This window comes from Chryseobacterium sp. Mn2064 (genome assembly GCF_049319685.1).
Lineage (GTDB): Bacteria > Bacteroidota > Bacteroidia > Flavobacteriales > Weeksellaceae > Chryseobacterium.
Genome location: NZ_JBMOUE010000001.1, coordinates 1,233,717 through 1,246,584, shown reverse-complemented (window position 1 = coordinate 1,246,584; position 12,868 = coordinate 1,233,717). Strand labels below are relative to the sequence as shown.

The following is a 12,868-nucleotide window of genomic DNA, read 5'->3' as shown; positions in this document are numbered from 1 at the left end:
TACAATATGAAGAAATTTATTACAAATCTTGTTGCCTTTTCAAGCATTTTTTTCGCCACCCAGCAGTTGAGCGCACAGAAAGTGGTAGTAAACCGCGAGGTAGACACTCAGAAAGATGGCAAAATGCTTTTGGGACACCAACTGAAAGAACAATTTTTAAAAGCTCCTTATGCAGATTGGTACGTAAAGGAACATGATGAATACGCACTTGATCAAAAAGCTGTAAGCGAGCTGAAAAAAGAAAAGATCGGGTCTTATGATGTTATCGTTTTTATGGGAACATGGTGTGAAGACAGTCACAGAGATTTTCCAAGATTAATGAAAATTCTTGAAGCCACGAACTATCCGGACAGCAAACTTACTATTATTGCTGTGAACCGTAAAAAAGAGTCACCTTCAGGAGAAGAAAGCCTTTACAATATACAGAAGGTTCCGACAATCATTCTTAAAAGATACGGAAAAGAAGTGGGAAGAATTGTAGAAATGCCTACTTCCGGCTATATTGAAAGAGATTTGGCAGAAATTTTGAAAAAAAATGATTCATCAGTTATCAAAGAAATTTTTAAATAGATTTTGAGAAATAATAAAACAATCTTATCCTTTGTTGCCGGAGCCGGAGTAATGGTACTTCTGTTTTTCGGATTGAAATCCTGCCTGAACCTTGGTGGAAAAACGGAGCAGTCGGATTATTATATTCTGACCAACCAGATCTCCAAGATGAATAAGATGGTAGTAATGGAACAGAACACTTCCAGCATGCAGAAAACCAAGATGGGTTATGAAGTATTTGGAAAAGAAGTTTCAAGCAATAGTATTATTACATACACCAAAACCAACGCTCAGGTTTCTTATGATCTTAATAAAATGAAGATTGAGGTAGATTCCATCAACAAAAAGCTGGTGATTACCGAACTTCCTGATGCAGACATAAGAATCACTCCAAGTGTTGAAATACAGTCACTGGACGATTCGTTTTTCAATAGAATTACTGAAAAAGATATTAAGGGCGTAACCGAAAAAGCAAAGGAAACGGCTGTGAAATCTATTGATCAGAACCAGTTGAGAAGCGAAGGCCGTAAGCAACTAATGGAAAATCTTAATAATATTTTCGTTTTAGCTAAAGCTTTAAATTATACCATTGAGGATAAAACCGGGAAAATTGGTATTTTAGGGCTATAAGAAGAATAAATTCTGATCAATCCGTTTTTGGCAAACACTTTGAATGATATTATCCATATTCTTGATATTAAAAACTTAAAGTTATGGATGCAAACGGAAATAGCAAAAAGAAAGAATCTGCCAACACTGCAGAAACTAAAAAGCAGAATCAGGATTTCCAGGATATTCCTGCTTCATCAAAAAAGACCAACCCGCCTGATATTGATAAAGAAGATATTCAAAAAGCTTCCAAAAACAAATCAGGAAAAACGGATAATACTAAAAATAAATAAGGCATAAAGCTTTCTTATTTAGAAAAAAACAGAAAGGTTCCGTCTCATACGAGGCGGAACCTTTCTTCTAACTATCTAATTGAACTTTTTGTTTCTATACAATGGTTGATTTTCCGATTTTTACATTTTCAAAATTGTAATAAGACTTTTCGGAATATCTGATATGATCGGCAATAAAACTTCCTACTTCACTGGTACTGTAATATTGCTTTGTGTTAAGATCTATTGTTACATATTTATTCTCGATAGCGTGTTCTACAGACTGCCTTAGCTTACTTGCTGCCGACTGCAGATTAAGATGATCCAACATCATAGCCACACTTAGGATAGAAGCAATAGGATTTGCAATTCCTTTCCCTTTTGCCTGTGGGTAAGATCCATGAATAGGTTCAAACAAAGCATTTTTATCTCCAACAGACGCTGAAGGAAGCAACCCGATAGAACCACCGATAACACTTGCTTCATCAGAAATAATATCTCCAAACATATTCTCTGTCAAAATAACATCAAACTGCTTAGGATTAAGGATCAGCTGCATGGCTGCGTTATCTACAAACATATAATCCAGCTGTACTTCAGGATATTCAGGAGCTATTTCCTGACAGATTTTTCTCCAAAGTCTGGAAGTATCCAACACATTTGCCTTATCAATAAGGGTAAGTTTTTTATTTCTTTTTTGTGCTTCCTGAAATGCCATATGAGCAATCGGAATGATATCTTCTCTGCTGTATTTACAGATATCATAAGCATATTCACCATCAGGATCAGTATACTTTTCCCCGAAATAGATCCCGCTTACCAATTCTCTGAAAATTTGGATATCAGCCCCTTCAATAATCTCTCTTTTAAGCGGGCTTTTTTCAATTAATGAGGCATAAGTCTTTAAAGGACGGATATTGGCAAACAATCCCAGCTCCTTACGAAGTTTCAAAAGTCCTTGTTCCGGTCTTACTTTCGCTTCCGGATTGTTGTCAAATGAAGGATCACCAATCGCCCCGAAAAGAACCGCATCAGACTCCTTACAAATTTTTAACGTTTCGTCAGGTAAAGGGTTCCCTGTTTTAAAAATAGCATCTGCGCCTATCAATCCATATTCAAAATGAAATTTGTATTGAAAAGCCTCTGCAATTGCATCTAATATTTTGATGCTTTCACCAATGATTTCCGGACCTATTCCGTCTCCTGGAAGAACTGCAATGTTAAAATAATTGTCGCTCATTTGCTTTTTGTGTTTTTTGTTCAAACTCTGTAATCGCCTGTTTTCTACTGATTAGAAAATCAATATCATCATACCCATTTAAAAGGCATATTTTTTTATAGGAATCAATCTCAAAAGTTTCAGTAGTATCTCTAAAACTAATGGATTGTAGCTCTACATCAATAGCAATTTCGCTATCAGGATTTTCATTAATTCCTTCTAAAATTTCTTTTAAAAATTCTTCAGAAACTTCTACAGGAAGCAGCCCATTGTTTAAAGCGTTTCCTTTAAAAATATCAGCAAAATAACTGGAAACAATTACTTTAAAACCATAGTCTGTTAAAGACCATGCTGCATGCTCTCTACTGCTTCCACAACCGAAATTATTACCGGCTACCAAAATTTCTCCTTTGAATTTCGGGTTATTGAGAACAAAATCAGGATTAGGTTCTCCCGTGTGGATATTGAACCTCCAGTCTCTGAATAGATTCTCTCCAAAGCCTTTTCTGTCTATACTTTTTAAAAATCTTGCCGGAATGATCTGGTCCGTATCTATATTTTCTGCAGGCAGTGGAACTGCACTGGATTTTATAACAACTAATTTTTGCATGTATTTTATATTATTTGGACTTAGAACCACAAAAGGACACAAAAGAGATTTCAATTTATTTTAAGAGATATAAAAGACTTCATATAAGAAGTTCACATAAGAATTAAAATCAAAAAAATCTTCAAAAAGCGTAAGGCTCTTTTTGGCAAGCAAATGGAACTTTCTTTTTACTTACGGATTATCTCTTTCTGTGTCTTTGTGGTTAAATCCTTTTTTAATTTAAACTTTCAAAAGCAGAGATTCTACCTTCTATTGCTGCTTTTGCTGCTGTTAACGGACTCGCGAGAATCGTTCTTGCTCCCTGCCCCTGTCTTCCTTCAAAGTTTCTGTTAGACGTGGAAACACAATACTCCCCTTCCGGAATTTTGTCATCGTTCATGGCAAGGCACGCTGAGCATCCCGGCTGGCGAATCTGGAACCCTGCATCACTGAAGATTTTATCCAGTCCTTCTTCATAAATCTGTTTTACAACCTGCTGAGAACCGGGTACAATAAGGGCATTAACTGCTTCAGATTTGCTTTTTCCTTTAATATATTGTGCTGCAGAACGGAAGTCTTCTATTCTTGCGTTGGTACAGCTTCCAATGAAAACATAGTTCACTTTTATACTGGAAAGAGCCTGTCCGGCTTCCAATCCCATATATTTTAAAGCTTTTTCCTCAGATTCATTTTGAGGAGCCGGAATCGTTTCGTGAAGAGAAATTCCCATTCCCGGATTGGTTCCATAAGTAATCATCGGATAAATTTCTGAAGCTTCGAACGTAAGTTCTTTATCAAAAGCAGCATTTTCGTCTGTTTTTAAAGTATTCCAGTAGTTTACTTTTTCATTCCATTCCTCGCCTTTGGGCGCGAATTCTCTTCCTTTTACATATTCAAAAGTAGTTTCATCCGGGGCAATCATTCCTCCTCTGGCTCCCATTTCAATACTCATGTTGCAAACGGTCATTCTACCTTCCATCGACATTTCTTCAAAAACGTTTCCGGCGTATTCACAGAAATATCCCGTTCCTCCATCGGTTCCTATTTTGGAAATGATATAAAGAATAACATCTTTAGGCTGAACATGTTCATTCAATTTACCGTTTACAGTAATTCTCATAGATTTCGGCTTATTCAGAAGCAAACACTGACTGGCAAATACCTGTGCAACCTGGCTGGTACCGATTCCAAAAGCAATTGAACCAAATGCTCCATGAGTGGAAGTATGGCTGTCTCCACATACAATACTCATTCCGGGTTGAGTAATGCCCAACTCTGGAGCAATGATATGTACAATGCCTTGATACTGATGTCCTAAACCAAACAGTTCAATATTGTTTTTCTCACAGTTCTGTGTAAGCTGCTGCACCTGATTTCTTGAAAGATCATCACGAATCGGTAATTCCTGATCTAAAGTAGGAACATTATGGTCAGCTGTAGCAACAATCTGCTCTGGTCTGAAAATATTCAAATTTCTGGATTCCAACTCTGCAAATGCTTGTGGGCTGGTTACTTCATGAATCAAATGTTTATCTATATAAATGATTTGGGGTCCGTCGGGAATAATTTCCACAACATGGGCGTCCCAAACTTTATCAAAAAGCGTCTTTCTATTATTCTTCATTTTTTCTTTTTCTCAATGTTAGATCAAACCTACTACCCTATTTTTCTGCTAAAAGTATCCATCATAAGACTTAGATCATCATTACATACTTCTTTTTTAAGATCGGCAATCTTTAAAAATTCCTGATATAGGAAATCAAGTTCATTCTTGGTTACTTCATAGCCGATATGCTTGAATCTGTACGCCAGTGCAGAACGACCACTTCTGGCGGTAAGAATGATAGATGAAGCATTTACTCCTACTTCAGCAGGATCGATGATTTCGTATGTTTCTCTATTTTTGATTACACCATCCTGATGAATTCCTGAACTGTGTGCAAAAGCATTCGCTCCAACAATGGCTTTATTAGGCTGTACAGACATTCCCATCAGATCAGAAACCATCATGCTCATTTCATTCAACATCCTGGAATTGACATCGGTATACAGGTTTAGGTCTCTGTGCTGTTTTAAAATCATCACCACTTCTTCTAAAGCTGTATTTCCTGCTCTTTCTCCCAAGCCGTTAATAGTACATTCAATCTGACGGGCACCGTTGATTGCCCCGGCAATAGAATTGGCTGTTGCCAGGCCTAAGTCGTTGTGACAATGGCAAGACAAAACCGCTTTTTCGATGCCTTTTACATTTTCTTTCAGGTATTTTATTTTCTGGCCGTACTCTTCAGGCAGACAATACCCCGTTGTATCAGGAATATTGAGAACCGTAGCTCCGGCTTTGATCACAGCTTCACATACTTGAGCCAAATATTCATTATCTGTTCTTCCGGCGTCCTCTGCATAAAACTCTACATCTTCCACATATCTTTTGGCGTATCTTACAGCTTCTGCTGCACGCTCAATAATATCTTCTCTTGTGGAATTGAATTTATATCTGATATGCGAATCAGAAGTTCCGATTCCTGTATGTATTCTTGGCCTTTTGGCAAATTGTAAAGCTTCTGCAGCTGTATCAATATCTTTTTTATTGGCTCTTGTCAATCCACAAACCTTTGCATTTCTTACCAGTTTTGAAATTTCTGAAACAGATTCAAAATCTCCAGGGCTGGAAATAGGAAATCCTGCTTCAATGATATCAACTCCCAGCTCATCAAGCTTTTCAGCAATAATCAGTTTTTGTCCCGTATTCAGTTTACATCCCGGAACCTGCTCCCCATCTCTCAGTGTAGTATCAAAAATTTCAATTTTTTCGGAATTCATAAATGAAGTTTTTTACTTAATTTTGATTCAAAACTACAGCTTGCAATATTTTTTTATTTTCGCTTTTTCTGAAAATTACAATATCCAATAGTTGAAGAAATACCCATATTTATTTGTTAATCAATATTTTAATAATTAAAAATTTACAATGGCAGAATTGCAGAAAGATTTTTTGTTTGTACTGGTAAAGTCATTGACCACCTCAGAGAAGCGACAGTTTAAGCTTTATGTCAACCGTCTCGGAATCAACGTAGATGCCAAATTTCTCCTGTTATTTTCAGAAATAGACAAGATGAAGGAGTATGATGAAAGCATTATTATCGAAAAGAAAATTTCGACAAAGCAACAGCTTTCCAACCTGAAGGCGCACCTTTATAAACAAATTCTGGTCAGCCTCCGCATGAACCCGAGCCATCAGAATTATAGAATTCAGCTTCGCGAGCAGCTTGATTTTGCTAATATTTTATACCAAAAAGGGCTTTATAAACAGGCTTTGAAAATCCTGGATAAAACGAAACAATCGGCTCTTGAACTGGATGAAAAAAGCATTGCATCCGAAGTCATTGATCTTGAAAAAGTAATTGAATCACAATTTATTACCCGAAGTATTGAAGGTCGCGCTGATGAGCTTATCCGTGAATCTCAGGAAATAAGCCGACAGAACCGATACACGACAAAACTATCTAATCTTTCGCTGAGATTATACAGTGAAATGCTTACTCATGGTTATGTAAAAAATGATACTGATCGTGAGGAAGTTCTTGAAATTTTTAACTCTCAAATCAAAAATATTACATTTGATAGGCTTAATTTTACAGAAAAACTTTGGTATTTTAAAGCTCATGTCTGGAAAAACCAATTGCTTCAGGATTATAAATATACCTTAAAATATGCCTATCAATGGGTTGATCTTTTTCATAAAAAACCGGAAATGATTTTCAGTCATCCTGTGTGGTATATTAAAGGAAACACTTATTTGCTTAAGATTTTGTTTCTGTATGGAAATATTGATATTCTTGAAGAACACTTTGAAAACTTCAACAAAACGGTTCATGCCGAAAGTTTTGCCCAGAATGAAAACCTGCAGTCTCTGATTTTCCTTACCCAGTATAATACATTGATGAATATTCACTTTGTAAAAGGAGAATTTTTCACGGGTACAAAGCTGATCCCGGAGATTGAACTCAAAATGGAAAAACTGAGAGAACGCATTGATGAACACCACTTTATGATTCTTTATCTTAAAATGGCGGCTATGTTTTTTGGAAGTAAAATGTTCGAAAAATCAATTGAATATTCGACAAGAGTATTGGAATCTAAAGGAAATGTTCAGGAAGACCTGCTTTTCCATACCAGAATATTGATCTTAATGGCTAAATATGAATCTGGGCATGACGAAGATTATGATGAATTTATTGCTTCTACTTTAAAATTTGCTAAAAAGATGAAAAAACCAGAAGAATTTCACTTCGAAAGCATACAGTTTTTTAAAAATCTGAATAACCAGGTTCCGGATCAGAGGCAAAGTGCATTTGAAAAATTCGATAAGAAGCTTGATGAATTTTCTCAAAACGAATATTACAGAAGATCACTCTTTTACATCGACATTCATGGTTGGATACAGTCTAAGGTTCAGAATGTAGATGTTATTGAAATTATAAAGAAAAAGGTGAAATATAAAAGAAAAAATTAGCCTATTGTTCATGTAGAAAGTACTTTCCTCTCAAATCTTGGCTATATTGAACATATTCATGAAGTATAATATGTGAAAATTAACATTCTACAACTACTTAATTAATACTTTATCATATGTTTCAAAAATATAAAACACTAATAATCAAAAATATAAAAATCAAGTATCTATTGCGTATCTCATTATTTGATTAAAAATGCTACAGTTTGTTTCTTTACCTTCCAATTTTGAACAAAAACAAGTGATGAGAAAAACATTTTTACCTATGGTTGCTTTTTCTATAAGCTCCATGGTCTACAGTCAGGTAGGGGTTAATACTACAACTCCAAAGACTTCTTTAGATGTCAGCGGGAAAAAGAATGCGTCTGGAATTTTACTGGCAACAGATGCTACTGGCTTACAGGCACCCAGGATTACAAGAGAAGAACTTACGGCAAAAGGAAATACTCTTTATGGAGTCGATCACAAGGGAGCATTGGTTTACATTACTGATTTATCCGGAGGAACTGCTTCTGGCCCTAGAATAAATATTACGGCAATAGGATATTATTATTTTGATGGAAGCGTTTGGGTGAAATTAGTTACGAACTCTGAAACCCCAACCATTACAGCTAGTAATGGACTTACAAAAACAGGTGATAACATAAAGTTAGGGGGTACATTGACAGAAACCACCAATATTGCAACCGCAGGCTTTAGTACCGCTTTGACAGGTACAGGAAAGTTGGGTGTAGGAGTTTCTTCTCCAATAGAGAAATTGGATGTGGATGGCAATGTAAGATTCAGACAGGTGCCCACTTCTGCAACATTTGCTGCAACTGATCAGGTAATGGTTCTTGCCAGTGACGGTACGGCTAAAAAAGTAGCAGCTGCATCACTGGAAACAACTACTGCAAGCAACGGTCTTACAAAAACAGGTAGCAACGTAAAGTTAGGGGGTACATTAACAGAAAATACTACCATTACAACCGCAGGTTTTGATACCGCTTTGACAGGTACAGGAAATGTAGGGATAGGCGTGGCTTCACCAGATACAAAATTACATATTGATAGTGGTGTTTCAAACACTTCAGGACTTAAATTCTCTAACCTAACATCTGCTTCTCCTGTTACTGGTACAGGTCAAACTATTGGTGTTGATAGTAATGGTAATGTTATCACAATGCCAAATGCTGCTCCTACTACGGCCAACTCTTTTACTGTTAATACAACAACAGGTAATAGTTTTACAGTTAATGATACGTCAACTAAAATGATTCCCGGTACATCACAAACGATAACCATACCAGCCGGAGGAAAAGCACTTTTTATTAATTTTATGCTGGGTATAGATTACTCTTTACCTCCTTCAGGATCCGGTTATGCATATTATGAAGCGAGACTTTATATTGACGGAGTGGCAACGGATTGTTATATGCGGACTCAGGAATATGGAGAAGGTGGTCTTAGCGCTCAATTTACGCTTAGTACGGTGAAATTTTTGACAGCGGGGAATCATACAATTGATATACGGATGAGAAGAACTACTAATATTGGGACTGTTTCTGGGGGAAATATGACTTGTAATCCGATATCAATGTCTTTTAATGCAACTTATTTGAATTAATTTTTGTAAATCACGTTTTTTGTTACTTTTTGTAAAAATATTTTTACAAAATTTGAATTATGACAAAGACTCGCATCAAAACATTTCTATGGGTTTTTATTATACAACAAAGGGCTGCAGAGTTCGGGATATTTCTATCCCGAACTCTGTAATTTTTTTAAATGTTAAATGCTTAGAAAAAGAAGTGCAAAATATATAAAAAAGCAAACCAAATTACCTATATTTCATCGATATAAAACGAATTTAGGAGTGTAATTTCTGATGCTTTACACAATATTTATCATATTCATATTTAGGATATAATTGGGTATTTATTTTTTTATTTTGCTAAGCTCACTATTGATAAACTCCACGGAGCTGTTTTCAAAAACTTTCAATAATTGAGGAACAAACTCACCAAATGTCTTATATTTTTTTCGGTTAACATTGTATTCTTTCAGCTTTTCCTGTAATAAGGGAATGAAAATAAAGTTATTCTTCAAATGATAAGCATCCAGCTTTTTTGCCCTTTCACCATCTTTTTGAATTTTCGCTGTCTGTATTTCTCCCAATCTCACAAGATGTTCAGCAACACAGGTCTGATAGTCTCCATATCCTCCCGTTTTGATCATCGTTTCTTTTAATTTTGATTGCTCAAACAGGTCTTTGAACCTACTCAATTGATCTTTGTTGGCATACACTTCTTTATTTACAAAAGAATGCCCAAACTCATGAACACTTAAAAACCTCGCCTGAAACTGATTATCGTAACCAAACTCTCCAGGTTTTTCTACTTTCATAAACGGACTTGCAATTTCGTAAATATCCTTTTTTCCTGATTTCAGAATCATTTCTGTCGCAATTCCTCTTCCCTCATTATCTTCAATAGGCCACATCATCATAGGTGAAATCAGAATTGTTTATTTATTAAAGCTTTCTCCGTAGAATTGTTCCATAGCATTGGTAAATCCTTCAGGAATCTGTCGGTTGTATTCTTTGATTCTGCCCATGTAAAAGTCTTTATTTTCAGCAAAAAATTGAGAAATATTTTCTTCTGTATAGAATTTTGAAAGTTCTGAAAGATAATTTTTGATTAAATCTGTTGCTTCTTTATTTTGTTCCTGGGTCAAATTATTATTGTCAACCTGATATTCATTCAGCCAGTCTACGGCAGGAAATTCATGGTGATACATTAATGGTTTCATCAAAATATCATTTCCCATACCGTATTTTTCAAGTAAAACATCGTTCAGTTCGGCTGTTAAAACAGCTATTTTTGAATTCTTCAATCGCTCAAATTTCTGTAAAGCGCTTTTAACAATAGGCTGATAGGCAGAACATTCTTTGATCTTATAGAGTTCAAAATCCTTATTTATCTTCCTGTGATCTGCAGAAAGGATCTCAGCAAGGAAGTAAGTCTCAATATTTTTGTTGTAAGAAACAGAAAATTTTGAACTATTTTTCTGTGAAAAGCCGAATATGGAACCCAACGAGATAAAAACAACGAGTATCTTTTTCATTTTTAATATTAATTCTCATTCTAAATATAGGCTAATATAGTATTTTATGTAAAAAATGCGTATTTTTGCCTCTTAAAATTTCTTAGTAAACAATGATAAAAATTACACTTCCAGACAATAGTGTCAAAGAGTTCGAGGGAGCAGTTACTCCCCTAGATGTGGCAAAATCTATAAGCGAGGGATTGGCTAGAAACACCATTTCCGCAATTGTTAATGACAAACAAGTAGAAACGACCACACCTATAACCACGGATTCTACGGTACAACTTTTGACCTGGAATGATGATCTTGGAAAGAAAGCTTTCTGGCATTCTTCTGCCCACTTATTGGCGCAGGCAATCCTTGAGTTTTATCCTAATGCTAAGTTGACCATTGGTCCGGCAATCGAAAGCGGATTCTACTATGACGTAGATTTCGGGGATGAAAGCTTATCTGAAAAAGATTTTGAAAAGATTGAAAAGAAGATCCTTGAAAATGCAAAGAAAGGTTCTACATTCTCTTTATATCCGGTATCTAAAGAAGATGCTTTAAAAACATATGCAGACAATCCGTACAAAGTAGAATTGATCTCTAATCTTAATGATGGAGAAATTACTTTTGTAACCCACGATAACTTCACCGACTTATGTCGTGGTGGCCACATTCCTAATACAGGAATTGTAAAGGCTGTTAAGATTTTAAATGCTGCAGGAGCTTACTGGAGAGGAAATGAAAAAAATCCTCAGTTAACAAGAGTATATGGTATTTCTTTCCCTAAGCAAAAAGATCTTACAGAATATCTTGAAAGATTAGAGGAAGCAAAAAGAAGAGATCATAGAAAATTAGGTAAAGAACTTGGAATTTTCGCGTTCTCTGAAAAAGTAGGTGCCGGCTTACCACTTTGGTTGCCAAAAGGAACTGCTTTAAGAAGAAAATTGGAGAATTTCCTTTCTGATGCTCAGAAAAAAGGAGGGTATGAATTTGTAATGTCTCCACACATTGGAGCAAAAGAATTATATGTAACTTCTGGACACTGGGATAAGTATGGAGAAGACAGCTTCCAACCTATCAAAACGCCAAATGAAGGAGAAGAATTCTTGTTGAAGCCAATGAACTGTCCTCACCACTGTGAAATTTACAAAACTTCACAATGGAGCTACAGAGACTTACCAAAAAGATATGCGGAATTCGGAACCGTTTACAGATATGAGCAAAGTGGAGAACTTCACGGGTTAACAAGAGTTCGTGGATTTACTCAGGATGATGCTCACCTTTTCTGTACTCCGGATCAGCTTTCTGAAGAGTTTGAAAAAGTAATTGACCTTACTCTTTATGTATTCAAATCTTTAGGATTTGAGGACTTTGTGACTCAGGTTTCGTTAAGAGATCCTGAAAACAAGCAAAAATACATCGGTTCTGATGAGAACTGGGAAAAAGCTGAAAGTGCAATCATCAACGCGGCTCAAAAGAAAGGCTTAAAAACTGTAATTGAATACGGTGAAGCTGCATTCTATGGCCCTAAGCTTGACTTTATGGTGAAAGATGCTTTAGGAAGAAAATGGCAGCTTGGAACCATCCAGGTGGATTATAACCTTCCGGAAAGATTCGATCTTCACTATATTGGAAATGATAATGAGAAGCACAGACCGGTAATGATCCACAGAGCACCATTTGGTTCTATGGAACGTTTCATCGCTATCTTACTAGAAAATACAGCAGGTGACTTCCCATTGTGGTTGAGCCCGGATCAGTTTATAATTCTACCGATCAGTGAAAAATATGTAGATTATTCGAAAAAAGTTTCACAATTTTTGGAAAATCACGATATTAGCGGTCAGATTGATGACAGAAACGAGAAGACAGGTAAAAAGATCCGTGATGCTGAATTGAAGAAAATTCCTTTCATGCTTGTTGTAGGAGAAAATGAAGAAAAAGAAGGCACGATTTCTGTAAGAAGACGTGGTGAAGGAGATCTTGGAGTAATGAAAATGGAAGATTTCGTAGCTTATTTCAAGAAAGAAGCAGCCATTTAG

At 35.9% G+C, this 12,868-nt stretch carries 12 protein-coding genes; 6 read left to right on the top strand and 6 right to left on the bottom strand.

Annotated elements, in window-relative coordinates:
- Window positions 1-6 precede the first annotated feature (6 nt).
- The 3 genes from ACL9RH_RS05405 (at window position 7) to ACL9RH_RS05395 (ending at window position 1,451) form a co-directional block, all read left to right on the top strand.
- Window positions 7-570, top strand: a complete 564-nt coding sequence (locus tag ACL9RH_RS05405; RefSeq protein ID WP_422692317.1) for a TlpA family protein disulfide reductase — start codon at window positions 7-9, stop codon at window positions 568-570.
- A 3-nt stretch (window positions 571-573) separates the two neighbouring features.
- Complete coding sequence (locus tag ACL9RH_RS05400; RefSeq protein WP_422692316.1) at window positions 574-1,179, top strand: DUF4230 domain-containing protein; 606 nt, start codon at window positions 574-576, stop codon at window positions 1,177-1,179.
- Between the two features lie 83 nt (window positions 1,180-1,262).
- A complete protein-coding gene (locus tag ACL9RH_RS05395; protein ID WP_422692315.1) occupies window positions 1,263-1,451 on the top strand; it encodes a hypothetical protein in 189 nt (62 codons plus the stop codon).
- Between the two features lie 94 nt (window positions 1,452-1,545).
- Here the strand turns inward: ACL9RH_RS05395 and leuB are convergent, their stop codons facing one another.
- From leuB to ACL9RH_RS05375, 4 genes are all read right to left on the bottom strand, one after another.
- Complete coding sequence (gene leuB / locus ACL9RH_RS05390) at window positions 1,546-2,670, bottom strand: 3-isopropylmalate dehydrogenase (RefSeq protein WP_422692314.1); 1,125 nt, start codon at window positions 2,668-2,670, stop codon at window positions 1,546-1,548.
- Window positions 2,651-3,259, bottom strand: a complete 609-nt coding sequence (leuD, locus tag ACL9RH_RS05385) for a 3-isopropylmalate dehydratase small subunit (protein WP_422692313.1) — start codon at window positions 3,257-3,259, stop codon at window positions 2,651-2,653. Before leuD ends, leuB begins: the two co-directional genes overlap by 20 nt.
- 214 nt (window positions 3,260-3,473) lie before the next feature.
- Window positions 3,474-4,862, bottom strand: a complete 1,389-nt coding sequence (gene leuC / locus ACL9RH_RS05380; RefSeq protein ID WP_422692312.1) for a 3-isopropylmalate dehydratase large subunit — start codon at window positions 4,860-4,862, stop codon at window positions 3,474-3,476.
- Between the two features lie 32 nt (window positions 4,863-4,894).
- The gene (locus ACL9RH_RS05375) at window positions 4,895-6,058 is read right to left on the bottom strand and encodes a 2-isopropylmalate synthase (RefSeq protein ID WP_422692311.1); all 1,164 of its coding nucleotides are present in this window, start codon (window positions 6,056-6,058) and stop codon (window positions 4,895-4,897) included.
- A gap of 148 nt (window positions 6,059-6,206) precedes the next feature.
- Between ACL9RH_RS05375 and ACL9RH_RS05370 the strand changes: the two genes are divergently transcribed.
- Together ACL9RH_RS05370 and ACL9RH_RS05365 are read left to right on the top strand one after the other, a co-directional pair.
- Window positions 6,207-7,751, top strand: a complete 1,545-nt coding sequence (locus ACL9RH_RS05370; RefSeq protein ID WP_422692310.1) for a hypothetical protein — start codon at window positions 6,207-6,209, stop codon at window positions 7,749-7,751.
- A 196-nt stretch (window positions 7,752-7,947) separates the two neighbouring features.
- Entirely contained in the window at window positions 7,948-9,357 is a 1,410-nt protein-coding gene (locus ACL9RH_RS05365) for a hypothetical protein (protein ID WP_422692309.1), read from the top strand.
- Window positions 9,358-9,668: 311 nt separating this feature from the next.
- Here the strand turns inward: ACL9RH_RS05365 and ACL9RH_RS05360 are convergent, their stop codons facing one another.
- Window positions 9,669-10,238, bottom strand: coding sequence for a DUF4932 domain-containing protein (locus ACL9RH_RS05360; RefSeq protein WP_422692308.1), 570 nt, complete (start codon window positions 10,236-10,238; stop codon window positions 9,669-9,671).
- 18 nt (window positions 10,239-10,256) lie between these two features.
- Entirely contained in the window at window positions 10,257-10,856 is a 600-nt protein-coding gene (locus ACL9RH_RS05355) for a hypothetical protein (protein WP_422692307.1), read from the bottom strand.
- A gap of 92 nt (window positions 10,857-10,948) precedes the next feature.
- On the opposite strand from ACL9RH_RS05355, the gene thrS reads away from it, so the two are divergent.
- Window positions 10,949-12,868 (top strand): threonine--tRNA ligase, encoded by a 1,920-nt coding sequence (thrS, locus tag ACL9RH_RS05350; protein ID WP_422692306.1) that lies wholly within the window; start codon window positions 10,949-10,951, stop codon window positions 12,866-12,868.

Excerpts from the sequence above, each read along its gene's own strand:
- ACL9RH_RS05355 (WP_422692307.1), bottom strand. The coding sequence starts at position 10,856 with ATGAAAAAGATACTCGTTGTTTTTATCTCGTTGGGTTCCATATTCGGC.
- ACL9RH_RS05360 (WP_422692308.1), bottom strand. The coding sequence starts at position 10,238 with ATGATGATGTGGCCTATTGAAGATAATGAGGGAAGAGGAATTGCGACA.
- leuD (WP_422692313.1), bottom strand. The coding sequence starts at position 3,259 with ATGCAAAAATTAGTTGTTATAAAATCCAGTGCAGTTCCACTGCCTGCA.
- leuC (WP_422692312.1), bottom strand. The coding sequence starts at position 4,862 with ATGAAGAATAATAGAAAGACGCTTTTTGATAAAGTTTGGGACGCCCAT.
- ACL9RH_RS05395 (WP_422692315.1), top strand. The coding sequence starts at position 1,263 with ATGGATGCAAACGGAAATAGCAAAAAGAAAGAATCTGCCAACACTGCA.
- thrS (WP_422692306.1), top strand. The coding sequence starts at position 10,949 with ATGATAAAAATTACACTTCCAGACAATAGTGTCAAAGAGTTCGAGGGA.
- leuB (WP_422692314.1), bottom strand. The coding sequence starts at position 2,670 with ATGAGCGACAATTATTTTAACATTGCAGTTCTTCCAGGAGACGGAATA.
- ACL9RH_RS05375 (WP_422692311.1), bottom strand. The coding sequence starts at position 6,058 with ATGAATTCCGAAAAAATTGAAATTTTTGATACTACACTGAGAGATGGG.
- ACL9RH_RS05405 (WP_422692317.1), top strand. The coding sequence starts at position 7 with ATGAAGAAATTTATTACAAATCTTGTTGCCTTTTCAAGCATTTTTTTC.
- ACL9RH_RS05370 (WP_422692310.1), top strand. The coding sequence starts at position 6,207 with ATGGCAGAATTGCAGAAAGATTTTTTGTTTGTACTGGTAAAGTCATTG.
- ACL9RH_RS05365 (WP_422692309.1), top strand. The coding sequence starts at position 7,948 with ATGCTACAGTTTGTTTCTTTACCTTCCAATTTTGAACAAAAACAAGTG.